General features: G+C 35.6%; 23 protein-coding genes. 11 read left to right on the top strand and 12 right to left on the bottom strand.

Translation table 11 applies throughout. From position 1 onward, the window contains the following. The first annotated feature begins 2 nt into the window (after nt 1–2). Nucleotides 3–971 (top strand): TIGR01212 family radical SAM protein, encoded by a 969-nt coding sequence (locus tag BKH41_RS04775; RefSeq protein WP_095297586.1) that lies wholly within the window; start codon nt 3–5, stop codon nt 969–971. Between the two features lie 15 nt (nt 972–986). Continuing rightward, the gene (hemB, locus tag BKH41_RS04770) at nt 987–1964 is read left to right on the top strand and encodes a porphobilinogen synthase (RefSeq protein WP_095297508.1); all 978 of its coding nucleotides are present in this window, start codon (nt 987–989) and stop codon (nt 1962–1964) included. Here hemB and BKH41_RS09650 read toward each other — a convergent pair. Next, nucleotides 1950–2129, bottom strand: coding sequence for a hypothetical protein (locus BKH41_RS09650; RefSeq protein ID WP_257875406.1), 180 nt, complete (start codon nt 2127–2129; stop codon nt 1950–1952). The two genes, hemB and BKH41_RS09650, sit on opposite strands and share 15 nt — an antisense overlap. Nucleotides 2130–2180: 51 nt before the next feature. Continuing rightward, nucleotides 2181–2579: a hypothetical protein gene (locus tag BKH41_RS04765; protein ID WP_095297506.1), complete on the bottom strand. Its 399-nt coding sequence runs from the start codon at nt 2577–2579 to the stop codon at nt 2181–2183. A 118-nt stretch (nt 2580–2697) separates the two neighbouring features. On the opposite strand from BKH41_RS04765, the gene BKH41_RS04760 reads away from it, so the two are divergent. Then, on the top strand, nt 2698–3432 hold the full coding sequence (locus BKH41_RS04760; RefSeq protein WP_095297504.1) for a YebC/PmpR family DNA-binding transcriptional regulator: 735 nt from the start codon (nt 2698–2700) through the stop codon (nt 3430–3432). A 6-nt stretch (nt 3433–3438) separates the two neighbouring features. Here the strand turns inward: BKH41_RS04760 and BKH41_RS04755 are convergent, their stop codons facing one another. Both BKH41_RS04755 and lepA read right to left on the bottom strand, forming a co-directional pair. Then, nucleotides 3439–3831 (bottom strand): hypothetical protein, encoded by a 393-nt coding sequence (locus tag BKH41_RS04755; RefSeq protein ID WP_095297502.1) that lies wholly within the window; start codon nt 3829–3831, stop codon nt 3439–3441. Nucleotides 3832–4006: 175 nt separating this feature from the next. Then, nucleotides 4007–5806: a translation elongation factor 4 gene (lepA, locus tag BKH41_RS04750; RefSeq protein WP_095297500.1), complete on the bottom strand. Its 1800-nt coding sequence runs from the start codon at nt 5804–5806 to the stop codon at nt 4007–4009. Nucleotides 5807–5921: 115 nt separating this feature from the next. On the opposite strand from lepA, the gene BKH41_RS04745 reads away from it, so the two are divergent. Genes BKH41_RS04745 through acpS form a run of 4 tightly spaced genes read left to right on the top strand, consistent with a single transcriptional unit; the run spans nt 5922 to nt 7791 of the window. Then, nucleotides 5922–6287: a hypothetical protein gene (locus BKH41_RS04745; RefSeq protein ID WP_095297498.1), complete on the top strand. Its 366-nt coding sequence runs from the start codon at nt 5922–5924 to the stop codon at nt 6285–6287. Next, complete coding sequence (gene rsmD, locus BKH41_RS04740; RefSeq protein WP_095297496.1) at nt 6277–6891, top strand: 16S rRNA (guanine(966)-N(2))-methyltransferase RsmD; 615 nt, start codon at nt 6277–6279, stop codon at nt 6889–6891. Before BKH41_RS04745 ends, rsmD begins: the two co-directional genes overlap by 11 nt. Beyond that, on the top strand, nt 6884–7426 hold the full coding sequence (gene fliL / locus BKH41_RS04735) for a flagellar basal body-associated protein FliL (RefSeq protein WP_095297494.1): 543 nt from the start codon (nt 6884–6886) through the stop codon (nt 7424–7426). The genes rsmD and fliL overlap by 8 nt, the downstream gene beginning before the upstream one ends. Then, nucleotides 7423–7791, top strand: a complete 369-nt coding sequence (acpS, locus tag BKH41_RS04730; RefSeq protein WP_095297492.1) for a holo-ACP synthase — start codon at nt 7423–7425, stop codon at nt 7789–7791. Before fliL ends, acpS begins: the two co-directional genes overlap by 4 nt. A gap of 30 nt (nt 7792–7821) precedes the next feature. On the opposite strand, the gene BKH41_RS04725 is transcribed toward acpS, so the two are convergent. The 6 genes from BKH41_RS04725 to BKH41_RS04700 are packed head-to-tail and all read right to left on the bottom strand — an operon-like array spanning nt 7822 to nt 13483. After that, the gene (locus BKH41_RS04725; RefSeq protein WP_257875405.1) at nt 7822–8160 is read right to left on the bottom strand and encodes an AzlD domain-containing protein; all 339 of its coding nucleotides are present in this window, start codon (nt 8158–8160) and stop codon (nt 7822–7824) included. 5 nt (nt 8161–8165) lie between these two features. Then, nucleotides 8166–8795, bottom strand: a complete 630-nt coding sequence (locus tag BKH41_RS04720) for an AzlC family ABC transporter permease (RefSeq protein WP_095297582.1) — start codon at nt 8793–8795, stop codon at nt 8166–8168. Between the two features lie 52 nt (nt 8796–8847). After that, entirely contained in the window at nt 8848–9999 is a 1152-nt protein-coding gene (locus tag BKH41_RS04715) for an ABC transporter permease (RefSeq protein ID WP_095297490.1), read from the bottom strand. Continuing rightward, the gene (locus BKH41_RS04710) at nt 9996–11081 is read right to left on the bottom strand and encodes an ABC transporter permease (RefSeq protein WP_095297488.1); all 1086 of its coding nucleotides are present in this window, start codon (nt 11079–11081) and stop codon (nt 9996–9998) included. The genes BKH41_RS04715 and BKH41_RS04710 overlap by 4 nt, the downstream gene beginning before the upstream one ends. After that, the gene (locus BKH41_RS04705) at nt 11078–12064 is read right to left on the bottom strand and encodes an efflux RND transporter periplasmic adaptor subunit (protein ID WP_095297486.1); all 987 of its coding nucleotides are present in this window, start codon (nt 12062–12064) and stop codon (nt 11078–11080) included. The genes BKH41_RS04710 and BKH41_RS04705 overlap by 4 nt, the downstream gene beginning before the upstream one ends. A gap of 15 nt (nt 12065–12079) precedes the next feature. Beyond that, nucleotides 12080–13483: a TolC family protein gene (locus BKH41_RS04700; RefSeq protein WP_095297484.1), complete on the bottom strand. Its 1404-nt coding sequence runs from the start codon at nt 13481–13483 to the stop codon at nt 12080–12082. Nucleotides 13484–13721: 238 nt separating this feature from the next. Between BKH41_RS04700 and BKH41_RS04695 the strand changes: the two genes are divergently transcribed. After that, a complete protein-coding gene (locus BKH41_RS04695; RefSeq protein WP_095297482.1) occupies nt 13722–14228 on the top strand; it encodes a YqhA family protein in 507 nt (168 codons plus the stop codon). A 5-nt stretch (nt 14229–14233) separates the two neighbouring features. On the opposite strand, the gene BKH41_RS04690 is transcribed toward BKH41_RS04695, so the two are convergent. Together BKH41_RS04690 and BKH41_RS04685 are read right to left on the bottom strand one after the other, a co-directional pair. Beyond that, entirely contained in the window at nt 14234–15547 is a 1314-nt protein-coding gene (locus BKH41_RS04690) for a hemolysin family protein (RefSeq protein WP_095297480.1), read from the bottom strand. Nucleotides 15548–15654: 107 nt separating this feature from the next. Beyond that, entirely contained in the window at nt 15655–17235 is a 1581-nt protein-coding gene (locus BKH41_RS04685; protein ID WP_095297478.1) for an inorganic phosphate transporter, read from the bottom strand. A gap of 232 nt (nt 17236–17467) precedes the next feature. Here BKH41_RS04685 and BKH41_RS04680 point away from each other — a divergent pair, with 232 nt between their 5' ends. From BKH41_RS04680 to BKH41_RS04670, 3 genes are read left to right on the top strand one after another with little or no spacing between them, the layout of a single operon-like run. Further along, complete coding sequence (locus BKH41_RS04680) at nt 17468–17743, top strand: NifU family protein (RefSeq protein WP_095297476.1); 276 nt, start codon at nt 17468–17470, stop codon at nt 17741–17743. Nucleotides 17744–17754: 11 nt separating this feature from the next. Beyond that, nucleotides 17755–18387, top strand: a complete 633-nt coding sequence (locus tag BKH41_RS04675; protein ID WP_095297474.1) for a histidine kinase — start codon at nt 17755–17757, stop codon at nt 18385–18387. After that, entirely contained in the window at nt 18365–19699 is a 1335-nt protein-coding gene (locus BKH41_RS04670) for a UDP-N-acetylmuramoyl-L-alanyl-D-glutamate--2,6-diaminopimelate ligase (RefSeq protein WP_095297472.1), read from the top strand. The genes BKH41_RS04675 and BKH41_RS04670 overlap by 23 nt, the downstream gene beginning before the upstream one ends. The last annotated feature ends 16 nt before the right edge of the window (nt 19700–19715 follow it).

Raw genomic sequence — 19715 nt, 5'->3', positions numbered from 1 at the left:
AATTGAAAAAAATACTTACGATCGGAAGATATTTTAAATCAAAATTTGGTCAAAGGGTTAGAAAAATCCCTATTTCACTTCAAGGATTTACTTGCCCAAATATTGATGGAAGCGTCGCAAAAGGTGGGTGCATCTATTGCAGAAATGAGAGTTTCTCCCCTAGTATCGTTAAAATTTCAAACTTAAATACCTCGCCTGTAGAAATGAATTTCAAAATCACACAAAATCCTCTTTTGGAAGATCAAGTCGCCCAACTTAAAGAACAATTCAAATGGCATTCAAATTTTCACAAAGACAAATTTGCAGTCAGGAAGTATATGGTTTATTTCCAATCCTATACAAATACTTACGCCCCGTTTGAAACACTTAAGCGCCTGTATCAGGAAGCCTTAGCCCTTCCTAATGTAGTAGGTATGAGCATTGGAACACGGGTGGATTGCGTTGAGGATCGGGTGCTTGATTTGCTTGGAGATTATGTCAAAAAAGGCAAAGAAATATGGCTGGAATACGGGATACAATCTGTATATGATGAAACACTAAAAGCAACCAATAGGGGACACTCAACACAAGGTATGCAAGAGTTGTTTGAAAAAACTAGGCAAAGAGGCATTAAAGTCTGCGCACACTTAATCTATGGACTTCCCAAAGAAACTCCTGAAATGATGCTTCATTCTCTACAAACGGTTTTAAAATGGGGAATAGACGGGTTAAAAATACATCCCCTTTATGTTGTATCAGGAACCTATTTAGAAAAACTCTACCATTCTAAAAACTATACACCCATAGAGCTTACCGATTATGCCGATTTGATTGTAAAATCTCTGCAAATGATTCCTTCTGATGTAGTTATTCAAAGAGTAAGCGCAGGGGCTCACGATGAAACATTGCTTGCCCCAAAATGGTGTTTTGATAAAAATATTCAAATGCGTTATCTGCGAGAAAAACTCAAAGCTGCCGGCATAGAATATTAAATTAAGGAGAAAACAATGTTCAAAAGATTACGTCGCTTACGCTTGAATCAAAACTTAAGAGAGCTTGTCAAAGAAACAAGACTTGATATCAGAGACTTTATCTATCCTCTTTTTGCAATTGAAGGAAGTCAAATCAAAAATGAAATCTCTTCAATGCCAGGTGTTTATCAAATGAGTCCAGATGAAATACTGCAAGAATGCCAAGAGCTTAAAAAACTAGGAATTTATCATATCTTATTATTTGGAATTCCTGCACATAAAGATTCTTGCGGGAGTGAAGCATTGAGTGATCAGGGAATCGTGTCCAAAACTATCCGTACCATCAAAGAAAAACATCCCGACATTACAATCACGGCAGATTTATGCTTTTGCGAATACACAGATCACGGACATTGTGGCATTATTGATCCTAAACTAAAAACAGTAGATAACGATGCGACTCTTGAAATCTTAGCCCAACAAGCTATCGTTTTATGCAGTAGTGGTGCAGACATTATTGCTCCTAGTACAATGATGGATGGTATGGTTTTGACAATTAGAAATGCGCTTGATGCAGCAGGATTTTGTCACATCCCCATTATGAGTTATTCAACAAAATTTTCCAGCGCTTATTATGGTCCCTTTCGAGAAGCCGCCCAATCGGCTCCAGGTTTTGGGGATAGAAAAAGTTATCAAGAAGATCCAGCAAACCGCAGAGAAGCCATACTTGAAAGCCTTAATGATGAGGTCGAAGGGGCTGATATATTGATGGTTAAGCCCGCCTTAGCTTATCTTGATATCGTCAGAGATATTAGAGAAAGAACGCTCTTGCCTTTGGCAGTCTATAATGTCAGCGGGGAATATTCAATGCTTAAAATGGCTCAAAAATCAGGAATCATTGATTATGAAAAGGTAATGATTGAAACGATGCTGAGTTTCAAACGAGCAGGAGCAGATATCATTATCAGTTATCACACCAAAGAAGTTGCAAAGTATTTATCACAAATCAAATAAAAACACATAAGAGATGCCATAATAAAGATTACTAAATTCTCTTGTTACGGCGACATTGGCATATTCATCCGAATTATATCTGCCTTTTGAAAAGAATGGAATCCCAACGCTTACTTCAATGCGATGTTTTAAATTTATGGTCATATTCAAACCCATATCAATCAAAAGCTGATTAGCAATAATATTTTCATTTTTTCTTTTATAATAAGCATTAAATTAAGCCAAGCCAGCAAAAAATCCAAAATCAAATTTTTTATCACTGTAATAATTGAGCAAATAATCAGCTTGAATCTTGGTAGCTACGCCCGAAAATAAATCAAATTTATCCAAGCTATTTAATAATTTTATATTTGCATATCCCAACCCCAAAAAGGTTCGAACTCCATTTTTCTTATTAAAAAAATACTCCACGCCAATGCTACCCCCAAGATATCCCTCATACCCATAACGTTTCCCACTCAAATTCCCTGAGGATTTTTCATAATATTTAGAATCATAAATACTATCTGTACCTCTAGTATCAGCACCCACAAAAATTTTGAGATCATCAACGGCAAACAGACTCTTTGAAATTAAAAAAATGACCATAAAATAAAATCCTTTAAAGTCACGCATAAAATATCCTTTAAAAAACTATAACTTTATTTGTAAAAGATTATAACAAAAACCCAATGCTTATTAAAACTTTTTGCGTCGCTTTTGATATAATCCTGACCAAAAATCAGGAGAACAAATGGGAAGAGCATTTGAATATCGCAGAGCAGCCAAAGAAAAACGATGGGATAAAATGAGTAAAATTTTTCCCAAACTTGCCAAAGCAATCACAGTAGCAGCAAAAGAGGGAGGAACTGACCCAGAAATGAATGCCAAACTACGCACTGCTATTGCGAATGCAAAATCTCAAAATATGCCAAAAGATAATATTGATGCAGCCATCAAAAGGGCTGCAGGAAAAGATGGAATATTTTCAGAGATCACATATGAAGGAAAGGCTAGCAATGGTGTCTTAATTTTTATAGAATGCACAACCGACAACCCCACAAGAACCATAGCAAATATCAAAAGCTACTTCAATAAAACCCCCGGAGCTTCTATTGTTCCAAACGGATCTTTAGAATTTATGTTTTCAAGAAAAAGCGTGTTTGAATTCGAAAAACAAGCTGTCGATTCCATAGGAATTCAGTCGGACGAATTGGAACTAAGTCTCATTGATTATGGCTTGGAAGAACTTGAAAACATTCAAACAGAAGAAGGGGAAATCCTTGTAGCATATGGAGATTATAGTGATTTTGGAAAACTAGGGGAAGGATTTGAAAAACTAGGGATAAACATCAAAAAAGCTCTGTTAAAAAGAATTCCCAATAATCCCATTTCTCTTGATGAAGCCCAACTAAGCGAACTAGAAAAGCTTTTGGACAAAATTGAAGAAGATGATGATGTCCAAGCTGTCTATACAAATGTAAATTAATTGAAACTACCAACCCCTGACAACTGCGTGGCATTTGAAACAACCATTGAGTATGCGATCAAATGCATTGTATGCTCGGTTCATTTCTTTTTTATTCAGATATTCTCCCATAAGCTCTAGCTGCTCATCCATCCGAGCAAAATTATTAAAAATAACCACTTCCAAATTTCTTTTATGCAAAGGAAGATAAACCTTTGGATTGACACCCTTGAGTTCTATTAGAGATTTTTTCAATTTTTCTCTTCCCTCATCAATTAAAGGACGCTGGTTGTGCAAAAACCCTTTTAATATCAAACTTGTGGAATATTCAAGATGTTGCATAATCTCAATCACATTCACCGTCCCTTCAGAATAAAGATTTGAACCCAACATCAAACAAAACAAAATTTTTTTGATCATTTTCTTCCTTTCTCAAATTTGATATTCAGATTTTTATTGGCTACTTTTCATCTTTCAAATAAAGAAAGCATTACTAAATCAAACCTATCACTCATTCTCAATCTAAGCGCAATAAAATATTTTGTCTATCATATCGCATATAAAAAATTTACCGCACATTCTTCTTCTTTTTGAATCAATCAATTTTAAGGACTGTCAAAAATGCTTCTTGAGGAAGCTCAACTTTTCCGATGGCTTTCATTCTTTTTTTACCTTCTTTTTGTTTTTCCAAGAGTTTTCTTTTTCTTGTAATATCTCCCCCATAACACTTCGCAGTTACATTTTTGCCCATTGATTTCACCGTTTCACGAGCAATGACTTTATTGCCCACGCTTGCTTGAATGGCAACTTCAAAAAGCTGTCTAGGGATAATTTCTTTCATTGACTCCACTAATGATTTTCCCTTTTCATAAGACTTATCCCTATCAACAATAACAGAAAGCGCATCTACGATCTCTCCTGCAACGCGCACATCAAGTTTTACAAGATTTCCCTCTTTATATTCAATCGGTTCATAATCAAAACTTGCATACCCTTTTGTGCAAGACTTCAATTTATCATAAAAATCCATTACAATTTCATTACTTGGAAGAGCATAAACAAGCATAACACGCGATTGATTGAGGTATTCCATCTTTTCTTGAACACCACGACGATTAGACAAAAGCGTGATAATATTACCCAAATATTCACTTGGCGTAATGATGGAAGCCCTTACATAAGGTTCTTTGATAGAGGCGATTTTTTGCTCAGGCGGAAGTTCGCTGGGATTTTGAACAAACACTTTTGAACCATCTGTCAAAACCACCTCATACACAACAGTCGGAGCAGTAGCAATCAGATCAAGACCAAACTCTCTTTCCAATCTTTCTTTAACAACTTCCATATGCAGTAGTCCCAAAAAACCCACGCGGAATCCAAAGCCTAAAGCGACACTTGTTTCAGGTTCAAAACTTAGTGCCGAATCATTAAGTCGAAGCTTATTGAGCGCATCACGCAACTCCTCAAACTTATCGGTATCAATAGGATAAATCCCTGCAAAGACAAACGGTTTGGCAGGCATAAAGCCATCTATAGGACTTGCAACAGGATTTTTAGCATCAGTTATCGTATCTCCTACGGCCATATCCGTAACGCTTTTAAGCCCTAGTGAAATAATCCCGATTTCTCCACATTTTATCTCTTTAGTGGCGACCTTATGGACAGGATGAGGGTAATACAAACCCAAAACTTCGTGTTTTTTTCCTGTATTCATCACCAATACTTCCTGTCCTGTAACAATTTTTCCATCTTTTAGACGAACAAGAGCAAGTGCTCCCAAATAATTATCAAACCAAGAATCATATATCAGAGCCTTTGTCGGGGCATTTTCTTCTCCGTTTGGAGGAGGGATCTGACGCACGATTCTTTCAAGCAGTTCTTTAATGCCTACACCACTTTTAGCACTTACACAAAGAACATCTGAACAATCAATGCCAATTGTATTTTCTATGTCTTCTGCCACTGCAATCGGATCTGCAGCAGGTAAATCAATCTTATTAATGGCAGGAATAATTTCCAAATTATTTTCAAGGGCGATATAAACATTTGCAATCGTTTGAGCTTCCACACCCTGAGAGGCATCTACCACCAATAAAACCCCTTCGCAAGAACTCAAAGATCGCGAAACTTCATAACTGAAATCCACGTGTCCGGGAGTATCGATGAGATTCAACACATAACTAATCCCATCAAGTTTGTAAGTCAAACGAACCGATTGTGCCTTTATTGTAATACCCCGTTCTTTCTCAATATCCATCGTATCCATAATCTGACTCATCATTTCGCGCTCACTAACCCCGCCACATTCCTGAATCAAGCGATCTGCAAGCGTGCTTTTACCATGATCAATATGGGCAATAATGGAAAAATTCCGTATATGTTGTATCTCAGCCATTACTCAACGCCTTGTTTTTTCGGGTATTGTATCAAATTTATTTATTCAAAACTCCATTGTATGGATTTTAAAGGTTAAATCTGTATGATTACTTAAAATGTTTTCGGAGTTTATTGTGAAAATTTCAATTATGTGTCAATCAACACTTCTTCAAGAGGCACTAAGACGCTATCTTAAAGATAATCTAAGCAATTTTGAAGATTGTGATTTTATCATCTCTGATATAAGACTAAAGACTGATAAACCTATTTGTCTTATCGATTCCTCACAAAAAGCTGACATTAAAAAACCATTCACGCAAACAAGTCTTTTGAAAGATCTGCAAAATTTCTACTATTCAAAAATCAAAGCTGCCAAAATTACTGCCAATCCTATGCCAAACAACTTGCTTGAAAATCCAGAATTAAAAATGCAAATTGATTCCATTTTGGAAGAGTTTTCAAGAAAAATCTATCAAACTTTAAAAAAGCATGAAAAATAAATCCACAATCAAAATCATCGCAGGCAAATTCAAAGGGACTCATTTAGAAATGCCTCCTTCCACAATCACGCGTTCAAGTAAATCCATTCTTAAAGAATCCTTATTTAACGTCCTTGGACAAGATATTGTTGGGAGCTGCTTTATCGAAGCTTTCGCAGGAATTGGTTCAATCGGATTGGAAGCCTTAAGCAGAGGCGCAAACGAAGCTTTATTTTTTGAGCAAAATCCAAATTCCTTTCAAGTGCTAAAAAAAAATATTTCCCAGTTTTACTCAAAAGATCCCTCTATTATTGCCAAAAGTTTCTTGGGAGATACATTTGAGTTGCTTCCTCAAGCCATCAAAAAAAACGATACTAAAAAAATCATCTACCTTGATCCCCCATTTAATACCAGAGAAAACTGCGCAGACATTTATGAAAAATGCGTTTCATTATTGCAGTCAATTTTAAATTCAAACTTATTTTTAGTTATTTTTGAGCATTTAAGCAATTATAAATTACCTGAAAATATTGCGCATTTTAGTATAATAAGACAAAAAAAATTTGGCAAAAGCTCATTGAGTTATTACGCCTTATCTCAAAATATAAAGGAAACCAATGGCTGAAGAAAAAGAAAATACTGAGCAACAGACTCAAAAGAAAAGTAAAACACTACTTTTTATCATTATTGGAGTCGTCATTCTTATGATAATCATAGGAGGGATTGTAGCTATGGCTATGCTTAGCGGGGGCAATGAAGATTCTCAAGAGCAATCACCCCAATCAACACCAGCACCTCAAAATATTCAGAAAAAATCTTTAAGTTCGACCTCTAGGCAATCTGACTATATGAATATAGGACCTCTTTATGCGATTCCTCAGCCATTTATAGTTAATCTCGTAACCCAAAGTGGCAGAAGATACCTTAAAGCCTCCATTACGCTCGAACTCAGCAATCAAAAGCTTCAAAACGAAATCAATGCTAAAGCCACCATCATTCAAGACACTATCATTGAGATCCTCTCATCAAAATCCATTGAAGAGATCGCAACCACAAAAGGTAAAGACAGATTAAAAGATGAAATCGCAAGTCGCATTAATGATTTTTTAATAGACGGGTATATCAAAAATGTCTTTTTTACAGATTTTGTGATCCAATGATTGGAATTGATATCGTCTCCATTTGCCGTATTGAAAAAAATCTTCAAAAATACGGCGAGGATTTTTTGAAAAAATTTCTTTCATCAGAAGAAATTAATCTTTTAAGAACCTCATCAGGCTTTAAATCTTCTAGTGTAGCAGGTTTTTGGGCTGCAAAAGAAGCTTGTTCCAAAGCTTTGGGCGTAGGAATAAGCGATGAACTCAGGTTTTTTGACATTCATTTATCAAAAACACCTAAAAATGCCCCTATCATCAAGCTTGAACCCAGCAAAAACAATGCTTTTCAAATCAAATCCATTGATCTAAGTATTAGTCACGATGGAGGATTTGCAATTGCTGCTGTAATTGTCAATAAAATTCAATGAGAAGCATACTGTATATATTCTCAAATAAAATTATGTCAAAAGCTTCTCAAGTACAGCACTCTGAACCAAATACATATATAAAAGCGTCCCTGCCACAATGCTTAAAATAGACATTTTAAATAAACACTGCAAAAGTGCAACGCATAAGAAAGCTGCTATCTCATTCAATCCATAAGGGATACTTGCAATATCTGTTTTCTTCAAACAATACACAATCAACATCCCCACAATCGCCCCAGGTAAAACCTTTCCTAAATAAAGCAAAAAATCAGGTGCGCGTCGCTTAGAATTAAAAATTACAAAAGGCAAAGCACGTGTCAAAATAGTCGCTAAGGCAATCACCAACACCATAACAATTGAATGCATCATTCATATTACTCCAATTTATTTTTCAACAAACCTAAAATAAAAGTCATTAAAATCATTGAGGGAAGTAAAAAATAATCCGCTCCAAACAAAAGCAAACAGCCAAGACTTCCAAAAATACCTATAATTGCAGGAATATGATTGGAAGTTGCTTTCCATTGATCAATAAATATCACGATAAAAATAGCTGTCATAATAAAGTCGATACCCTGTGTATCAAAAACGATTTTAGAGCCTATCAATGCCCCACTAACACACCCGATAATCCAATAGATGTGATTTAAAAGTGCGATAAAAAACATAAAATAAGTTTTATCAATTCCTGCAGAAGGTTTTTTAATATTTAAAAGTGCAAAAGTTTCATCAGTAAGCGAATGGATCATATATGGCAACTTCTTTCCCATCTTAGCAAATGCGCCCAACATACCCACTCCATAAAATATCTGCCTCGCATTCACCATCAAAGACAATAAAAATACGCTCCAAATCCCTGTTCCTGCGGCCAATAAACCCACAGCCACAAATTGCATCGCACCAGCATAAATAAATGTTGCCATAAAAAATGCCCAAACAAAATCATAGCCATTTTTCTGTAGCAACACCCCAAAAGCCACTCCCATAAAAAGATAACCCAGCATAATAGGAAGCGTATGTGGAAAAGCATCCTTCAATGCATTCAAAACTATTTTTCTATCCACGCAAATACTCCGCTTTTCTTCTGTTGGTTATAATCCCCACACATAAAATAATGGAACAAATGCACAACCCTAGCAACCAATAAAAATGATCCATTACTAAAGACAGATCCGCCCCCATTTGGTTCATTCTTACAAAAGCATTGATACCATGAAAAGCTGGAATAAAATGAACAAATCCAACTATAAAGCTTGGAAGCAACTCAACAGGCCAAATAAAACCCATCATAAAAATCAAAGGTAAAGAAGAAATCAAAATGATTTGCGTGGGAATCGCAGGTTTTTTTACAAGCAATCCAAGCAAAACACCAAAGCTAGCGCAACAAAAAATAAATACCAAAGCAAAGCACCAATACGAAACGATATCTGCGCCAATGTGGATTCCATACATTTGGAACAAAAATCCAAAATAAAATAAAAAAAACACAATATAAATCATAGAAAAAGCACATACTCTAGCTAACACAAGCTTTAAAGCAGAAGCCCTATTCCAATATCCTTGAATGCCTGCAAGATTCTTTTGATTTTGAGTTGCACCCAGTATCCCAGCTCCTGCAATCATTGTTTGATGCAAAATAAAAACTAAAATAGCTGCCAAAGCATAATTTATATAACCCACACTTGGATTAAACAAAGGAATGGAATCTCTCTCAATCAAATTCGTATCCTTAACCTTGCTACCTCCTTCTAAAAAAACTCTCCAAAGTTTGATTTTATCAGAAAGCTCCCCTGTAGCCCGAATAATCCCATCAATCACAGCTCCATAAATCAAAAAATACGATGCATTGGCAAAATAACTCAAATTACTTGGAATACCTCTATATACATCAGACTCAAACCCATTAGGGATCTCCAAAATTCCATAAATTTCCCCTTTTTCCAAAAGCTCTTTTGCCTTTTTCATTGAAAAAAGTACATAATCAACATCAACTTGCGGGGTTGAATGAACTAAAAAAATCAACTCTTTAGACAAAGAGCTATTATCTAGATCAACAACGGCAATTTTTTGAGAATCCACAATATCGTTTTTATAAGGGGAAGGATACAAAAAAGCATATAAAAGCGAACCCACCACTACGACAAAAACAACGGAAATATTTGTAAATATTGCCCTAAACTCTTCAAGTAGAACCCTTAAAAAACTCATTTTCCCGCCCTCAAACGATAGATCAATAATCCCAAAGGGAAAAAGAGTAAAAATGGCAACATCTGCACAATAATTTTTAAACTATATGCAGCATCAAGCCCATAATTAGCCTGCTGCAAATAAAGCTTCATAAAATATGAAATCGGTAAAATATGGCTCCAAAACAATGCAAACCCATCCATACTACTCTGAGGATAAGTAATCCCTGCAAATGCCAAACTTGGAGCAGTATAAGCTGCAATAACACTAACGGTTTTTGTGCAATCACGCAAAATCGATTGGAAGCAAATCACCATACCACTGATGCCTCCTGTCATCATTAAAATCCCTAAAAATAAAATATTATAATCCCCATTCAAAGCATAACCCAAAGCCTGAAAAGACTTCAGCATTCCAATTCCCCATAATGAAAAGATAACGACATTTATTACAAATCCAGCAATCACATCCTTAATCCCAGAAGCCTTTTCCAATAAGTTAAGCATCCCCAAAGCTGCCAAAATCTGCCACATACAAGGTAAAATTAATGTCAGTAAAAACTGCGCATAGCTATTATTGGGATTATAAAGCGCGTGAATTTTAGAAACAATAGGCATCGCTAAAGATTTCGCACTATTTAAATTAGATTTCTTTGCCAATCCCTTTGCAACATTCATTTTGGCATTTATAGTTGCAATCACTTGCAAAAAAGCACTATCTATTGATTTTCCAATCAATACAAATTGAGCATTATAATAAAAAGGAATTTTTGTCTTAACATCTATTTTCGTATTGCGTTCCAATCCTTCAGGAATGACTACAAGAGCATAAATTTTACCACTGCTCAAATCGCTTTTTGCCCCACGTAAAGAATTATAAACTCGGACAATGTTTAGTGTAGAGGTTGCATTGAGACTAAATTTTATCTCTGCACTCAAAGTGCTTTTATCTTGATCAACTATCCCAATGGGGAGTTTTTTAGGAAGCTCCATATAAAAAATACTATAGACTAAAAACCCTAAAAACAATGGTAAAACAAAACAAATTATCCCCAAGAACTTATTGTGCCACAAAGATTGGATCTGTTTTTTAAAACTATTCATTTCTCTTCTAACTTGACAACTACACTCATTCCAACCCGTAATCCTTCGATCTCTCCTATGGGTTTGGCCTCAATTTCAAAACTCTTCATATCATAACTCTCAGTGCTTGAGGTTGCTTTCCAAGTTGCAAAATCACCCATAACAGAAACATAATTGACCTTAAAATTAACATTTTTTCCCAAAGCGGGTATATAGCCCTGAAATTTTTGTCCCACTTGAAAGTTTTCAAGATACGATTCCGGAATACTGAGTTTAAGCCAAGCATCTTTTATATCTACTACAAGCACAACTGGAAATCCGCTAGGACTAAGCTCCCCACTATAAAGCAAAATATTACTGACTTCTCCATCAATTGGTGAATATGCTTCCACATCTTTAATGTAAGCTTTTACCTCATTCACTTGCCCCTCAGCAGCTCTCTCTTTCTCTGCTGCAGCTTTTTTGGTCTCTGCGCTTGCTCCATCTAAAGCAATCTTATATTGCTGGTAAGCGGTGCTTTCATTGTATTTGGCACTTTTGTAAGCGGCGTATGCTTCATCTCTTCTTTGCAAACTTGCCACGCCATTGTCATAAAGCCCTTGAATCCTCTTGTAAGTTTTTTCCGCCAAATCTGCCATAGCCTTTGAACTCTCCCATAAATCCCTAGCAGAAACAATAGTTTCTACCCTTGCGCCTTTTTGAGTCTCATCGCTCACAGCCTTTGCAGCCTCATAACCGGCTTCTGCTTGAGTGAGTTTTGCTTCAAGTTCAGGGCTTTTAATAGTATAAATCAAATCCCCTTTTTTAACCTTGTCCCCCTTTTTTACAAAGACTTGGTCTATTCTGCCTGCAAGCTTGGAACTCACGCTATATTCTCTAGCCCCGATTTGTCCTTGCAAAATCTGGGGTTTAGGCTTATAGGCAAGATAAAACGTAATTCCTAGCCATATTAAAATACCAAGCCCAAAAATCCCAACCAATAAAATCTGAATATTTTTTTTCATCTCACTCCTTACTCCTCAATTCTGATAATCATAAAACATATCTAAATGATTACTCAAGGCCATCAAATTTGCCAAAGAAGTAATGTATCTATAAGTAATAGTTTTTTGTTCGATCAAAACACTTGAAAGAGCATTTCTAGCATCTATAACCTGCGCACTAGTTCCCATTCCGTGCTTAAATGCTTGCTCTTGAAGCTTCAGATTTTCTCTGGCAAGCTCTATGCCTGAATTTAAACTTTCATATTCCTCAGCTGCTGCAATCACTTGCTTATAAGTTTTGCGAACCAAAAGCTCCATATCTTTTTGAGCTTGAACTTTTAAGGCGTCGACTTGGAGTTCGGCAAGTTTTGCAGCCTGATACTTCTGAATCCTCCCTTCAGGCGTGATTAAAGGCAATCTTGCCCCTATTCCGACATACCAATTCGGGATCATTCTATTCAAGATAGAATCCGGACTTTTCATTAAATAAGATCCAAAAAGCCCTACTTGGGGTAAAAACTTGCCCATTTCAAGTTTTTTGACCTCTTTGGCACTCAAAGATTTGTTCTCAAGTGTTTTCAACACCGGATAAGAATTCAAAGTTTCACTGACAAAAAAATCCGAATTTGGAAGTATCTTGGTATTATCTATAAGGAGTTTAGAACTTGGAAAAAGATCATCTTGAGAAGAAAGGATAGTATTGAAAGCCAGATAGGCAATATCCAAAGAATCTTTTGCTTCTTTAGTTTTATTTTTTGCTCGATCATAAGCTACTTGAGCGCTCAAAACTTCGATCCTAGCAATTTGTCCCGCCTTTTGCATTTTAATCGCGTTTTGGTAATGGTTATAATGCCCTTTTTGTATATCTTCAAAAACCTTTACAACCTCTTGATTTAAAACCACACCATAATAAATCCTGACAAGCTCCTCAAAAGTCGCTAATTTTTTAAGTCTCAAGGCCTGATCTGCATCCTTTGCACTCAAAGCAGCTATTTTACTTGCATAGATCCTTGCTCCACCCATATACAAAGGATAAACGATGTTTAAAGCCCCCATAACAATGTCTTGCTTAGAAAGAGGTATGGGCGAACCCAAAGTTTGAAAAAATCCCGAAAACTGAGGGAGAACGCCTGAAATCTGACTGAGCAAACTTTTATCTTGAATTAAATCCAACTCAATGGGCTTAGCCATATGCACATAAAATGCGGTAATATCAATACTGGGCAAAAATGAGAGCTTGGTTGCTGTGCTTAGCTTTTGTGCCCTTTGCACTCCAAATTCTTCAGACTTGATTCCCTCGTGATTTTTCAAGACCTTTTCCCACGCCTGCTTGATAGTAATCTTTCTATCGACCAAAGAAATAGAATCAGGATCAATATCTTGAGCAAATACGCAGATAGAACCGATGCAAAAAAGAAAAAGTATAAAAATTTTTTTCATCAATCAGCCTAACATTTTAAACTCTAAATTTGACTGACTATAATACACTTTTTATAAAAAATAATCCAATGCTTCAAAATTAAATCAAACATTGTTTAAAGATTTATGCATTTGATTTCCTTTTTACGCTTTTACTTTTAGATTTATATCCTAATATGCAAAATCAAAAGCAAGGAGAAGGGTCAAAACCTTATTTTTTGCTATCATTCTATAAAATGTTTATTTAAAAGGTATGGCTATGGTTTTTTTGCAAAAATTGTTTGAAAAACTACTTTGGAACTCAAGACTTTTTATCATTCTTGCAGTCGTACTTTCAATGGTAGGAGCAGTATTGCTATTTATTGTAGCAAGTATTGATGTCATCAAAGCCGTTATTAATACTTACAGATATTATCTCGGTTTGCTTGGACAAGAAGCTGATATTCATAATGTTCTTTTGCATACAATTGTTTCTGCAATTGATTTATATTTGATCGCAGTGGTTCTTTTAATTTTTTCTTTTGGTCTTTATGAACTTTTTATCCGAAAAATAACCATTAAGGATGAAAATAGTTCAAAAGTCTTGGAAATCCATACGCTTGATCAACTCAAGGATAAATTGGCAAAAGTCATTGTAATGGCTCTCATTGTGGCATTTTTTTCAAAAGTGTTAAATATGGGAATAACAGAATCTCAAGATATGGCTTATTTTTCAGTTTCTATCCTTGCCATCTGCGTGGGGCTTTATTTTCTACACAAACACTAAGGGTGTCAAATTTCCTTAGGTTCTATGTCAGATTGTTTAAAAATTTTACGCATTTTAAGCTTTTTAATCCTAGCTCCTTCCATACTTAAAACCTCAAATTCGCAATATTTGTCATTTACCCGATCACCAACGACTGGGAGCCTCCCAAGCAAACCAAAAACATATCCCCCAATTGTGACCTGCTCACATTCATCATCAAACTCTATATCCATTGCTTCTTCAACGCTTTCTAAATCCATCATCCCATCAAATTCGTAAGTATCTTCATCAATGCGGTGCATATCTTCTGTTTTTAAATCATGCTCATCAGAAATATCTCCCATAATCTCTTCAATAATATCCTCCATTGTAAGCAATCCTGCCGTCCCGCCATATTCATCAATCACAAGGGCAGTATGAATTTGTTCTTTATTCATTTTGATCAGTATCTGCGAAATTGAAGCGCTTTCAGGGACAATAATCATTTCCCTGACCAATCCTTTAAGATCGTGCTTATTTGAGTCAAAAACCGAACTTGTGAGTAAATCACGAATATGAATCATTCCAATAATATTATCCTTACTGCCTTCACAATAAGGGTATCGCGTATGGCGACTTTCCATAACGATCTGAATATTTTCTTCATAACTTTTCTCAGCATTCAAACAAATCATATCTTTTCTAGGAGTCATAATCTCTTTGGCGATAGTATCAGAAAAATCAACCGCGTTTTTGATGATTTCGCCCTCAATAGAATCAATGACACCCCCCTTCAAACTTTCCCCGACAATAATCTTAAGCTCCTCTTCAGAGTGAGCACTATCACTTTCTTTAGCAGGCTCTATGCCAATCCTCTTTAAAAAGAATGCGGCCAAAATATCAAAAAGTCTGATGACAGGATAAAACACAATCCAAAAAGAATACAGAGGTCTTGCTACAAAAAGTGCAGATTTTTCAGATTTAGCAATCGCAACTGACTTTGGAACAATTTCTCCTAAAACCACGTGCAAAAGAGTAATAAAAGTAAAAGCAACAATAAAGCTAATGGTATGGAGCAAAATAGGATTAGTTCCAAAAAGCTTTTCAAAAGGAATACTAAGAAGATTAGCAACAGCAGGCTCTCCTATCCAACCAAGCGCCAAAGACGAAAGCGTAATACCTAGCTGAGTAGCACTTAAATAGGTATCAAGCTGATGTGAAATCTTTAAAGCCAACTTCGCATTCAAGCTACCCGTTTTGGACAACTCTTCAAGTCTAGATTTTCTCACCTTGACAATTGCAAATTCAGAAAGAACAAAAAAACCATTTAAAAATACTAAAAATATAGCAAAAATAAACATCAAAACCGATTCATACGGGTCCAAACTAATACTCCTTAATTGAGCGTAAAACGCATACTACTTGTGGATTATAGAAATATTTTAGCATAAAAATATATCCTAACGATTTAAAGTTCAGGTCCCACTGCCATCACGATAAAATAAACTATAGCTCCCAACAATGCAGAAACAGGCACGGTGATGATCCAAGAAGCAACGATTTTATTGATGGCACTTCTTTTGACCAATTCATTTTTATAGACTTTTTTAAGTGATTTTTTTTCTTTTTTATTTAAATTCGGCAAAGGAGATTTTTTACTCATTTTTTTCAGACTTTCCAACATTGCACCTTTTCTCTTAACGCTCGCTTTGTTAAATTTATTTAAAAATTCCTCGATAGCTTTTGAATCTTTCCCATTATGGGCGCTAATGATAGTTTGTTGCATTTCATAGTATCTTTTCTTGAGATATTCCCTTAAAAAACCTACTCCAAAAACCGCTCCAATAGCAATATGTGTTGAACTCACCGGCAACCCTAAACCAGAAGCTGCCAAAACGGTTAAAGCTGCCGACATTGCAATACAAAAAGCCCTCATCTTATCTAATTCAGTGATCTCGCTCCCAACAGTTTTAATCAATTTGGGTCCATAAAGTGCAAGTCCCAACGAAATTCCAAGCCCACCCACAATCATAATCCACAAAGGCACACTAGCAGTCTTTCCAACGCTTTCAAGACTACCCAACGCCTGATTAATGGCTGCCAACGGACCAATTGCATTGGCGACATCATTTGCCCCGTGTGCAAAGCTCAATAAAGCAGCTGCAAAAACTAAGGGAATCGTAAAAAGAACATTGATATCTTCCTTTGTATTTTGAAGCGTATCAGCCTTTTTGCACACAAGCGGTTTAACGATAACATACACAACCAAAGCCAATAAAAAACTTGCACCCAATGCAAGGGAAAAATCAATTGAATAAACTTTTTTTAATCCTTTTAAAATTAAATACAATCCAAATGACCAAGTCATTATAAAAATAAGAATCGGCACGACTTTTTTGGCAGCGAGCTTTTTATTTTGCTTATAGGTAATCGTCTTTTTAATGACCATTAAAAAAATCATTGCAATCAAAGCTCCCATCAAAGGAGAAATGATCCAACTCGCTACAATACTTCCAAAAGCTGCCCAATTTACCACGCCTAAACCGCTCGCAGCAACCCCTGCCCCTAAAATTCCCCCAACTATTGAATGCGTTGTCGAAACAGGAGCTCCAACCATTGTGGCCAAATGCACCCATATAGCTCCTGAAACCAAAGCTGCAATCATTACGCCTACAAAAATTTTAGGATCAGCAATGCTAGATGGCTCTACAATGCCTGATTTAATCGTATCTACAACCTCCCCGCCAGCTATGATGGCACCTGCAGCCTCACAAACTGCTGCAATGGCAATAGCACCCATCAGTGTAATAGCTTTAGACCCCACAGCAGGACCCACGTTATTGGCAACATCATTTGCACCAATGCTCATTGCCATATATCCCCCGATAATTGTTGTAAAAACTAATAACAAAGGATTTGAAGTATTTCCAAAATAAAGTGCGATAATAGAAATAAATATCGCAAAAAGCATCACAATGCCGATTTTTAAGCTCTCTTTTTGAATTTTTTTACTTGCTTTTTGAAACTGATTGATGTCTTTGATTTCCACAGTCGGTCTCCAACCTTACAGAATTTGGATTCATCATACCAAAAAGTTCAATAAAGAAAACTTAGTTTTTTCTCAAACCAAACATCATAGATATAAGATTTTATACCTTGATTTATAGAATAATTTGCAAAATTTTATTCAATAAATCACATTCATCCTGTAAAATTCCATTTGCAAAAAAATAAAAACTTATGATATAAAACAATCTCAAGCTTAATTGCAAGGAGAAGCCATGTTCCCATTTAGTGATGAAGAACTTAAAAAACCTGTAGAAAAATCCATTCAAAAAATTCGTCCTTCCCTTACACTTGATGGCGGGGACATCACCATACTTGGAATTAAAAATTCAAAAGTATATGTTCGTCTAGAAGGGGCTTGCAAAAACTGTTCTTCAAGTTCAAACACTCTAAAATACGGCATAGAAAAACAATTAAAAGAAGATATTCACCCCGACCTTGAGGTTATTAACATCCCTTATGGAAAAGAAGAAAATTATCCCAGATTTTAAAGGAGATTTTGATGGAAAATGCATTTCAAATCAATAATAATCCTAAAAAACGAACCCTTATTTACAAAGGCTTTAAAGCTTTTGCAAACGGAGAATACAAAAAAGCTTTATTTTTTTTCTCCGAAGCACTTTTTTTAGACAAAGATGATCTAAATGCCAAAATTGGTCTATTATTATCAGATATGGCTACAGATTTTCCTAGAGAAGCCTATGGTTTCTACGAGCTTTATCAAAATCTCATCAATACCCAACCACGAGCTGCAAGAACAAAAGTGCAAAAACAAATTTTGGACATCATCAAGTCTTTTGATGCCAACTTAAACAAGATGTCCAATCTCATTTATGATGAAGATTCCATTAAGGCTGAAAGCATTGATGGAATCTTGTATAAGGATTTTAAGCAAATGTGCCAAAATAAAAACTTCAAAGAAATATTTCAAAATTTGATGTTTAGCACTAAAATCATTTTTACGAGCAAAAATGATTTTTATGACTTTTTAGACCTTTTAGTAGAAAATGATTTTTATGAAATGTCCATCAGTTATATTGAAAATATGCGTAGTTTCACTCTTTATGATAAAAAGATCAATGAAATTCTCCAAAAGGCGGTCGAAAAACAAAGTGAAAATACAAAAACAAATTAATTATAACCACAAAAAATATTCTTTTTTAAGCGACGATTCTAGAGATGCTCTAAATGATGCAGATGTCTTGTTTGTGCGCACAAAACAAAATGTTGCTTTTGCTTATGAAGTGGAAGATAAAAGGCTTGATATTTTAAACGTGCAAGATTTAAAAAACTACTTCGCACTCACGCCTAAAATTATCGGAATTACAGGCACCAATGGCAAAACTACAACGGCTGCTATTATTTATTCAATTTTACTTGATATGGGTTATTCGTGCGCTTTACTTGGGACAAGGGGTTTTTTTGCCAACGACAAACAAATCAAGCCAAAAGGGCTTACAACGCCTGGTATTTTAGAACTCTATGAAGACATTGAAAAAGCTGCGTCTTTAAACTGCGAATACTTTGTTATGGAGGTCAGCTCCCACGCCATAGAACAAGAACGCATAGCAGGGCTTGAATTTTGTGCCAAAATTCTCACCAATATCACAAGCGACCATTTAGATTATCATAAAACTTTAGAGGAATATATTCGAGTTAAAAATAGCTTTTTCAATGATACGACACTCAAAATCATCAATCGCGACGAACCTAAAGCTTTCTTTAACCCCCAAAATGCTTATGGTTACGCAGTCACTTCAAAAACCAACTTAAGTGTCAGTGCCTATTGTGTAAATCAAGGTATCAGTGCTCATTTAATTTGGAAAGAAGATATGAGAGGGACCTTAAATGAAGAAACCTTAATTGATTCCTCTCTTTATGGTCTGCACAATCTTTACAATATCTTAGCAGCACTTGCGTGCATCAAATGCCTTACAAAAATTCCCCTAAAAGATATTGCTAAAAATCTCTCAAACTTTGCAGGTGTAAGTGGCAGAATGGAAGTAATTTCACAAAATCCTCTCATCATCATAGATTTCGCCCACACTTATGATGGAATGAAGCAAATTTTTGAAAGCTTTAAATCAAAAAAAATCTCTGTAGTTTTTGGAGCCGGCGGAGATAGAGATAAAAGCAAGCGTCCGAAAATGGGTGAATGTGCCTATAATTATGCCCAAAAGATTTACATCACTTCAGACAACCCACGCTCAGAAGATCCAAATGAAATCATCAAAGACATTCTTCAAGGAATCCCCAAAGACCATTCTCGACCTATAATTACTGAGCCAGATAGAAAAAAAGCTATTCAAATGGCAATCAAAGAACTTTTAGATGATGAAATTCTACTGATCTTAGGAAAAGGCGATGAAACTTATCAAATCATCGGTCAAAAAAGCCATCATTTCGATGATAGAGAAATTGCTAGAGAGTGCCTTACTAAAGTTTAAATTTTAAGCCCAAACC

This window comes from Helicobacter sp. 12S02232-10 (assembly GCF_002272895.1).
GTDB lineage: Bacteria > Campylobacterota > Campylobacteria > Campylobacterales > Helicobacteraceae > Helicobacter_J.
This window is presented reverse-complemented; position numbering and strand designations above follow the sequence as displayed.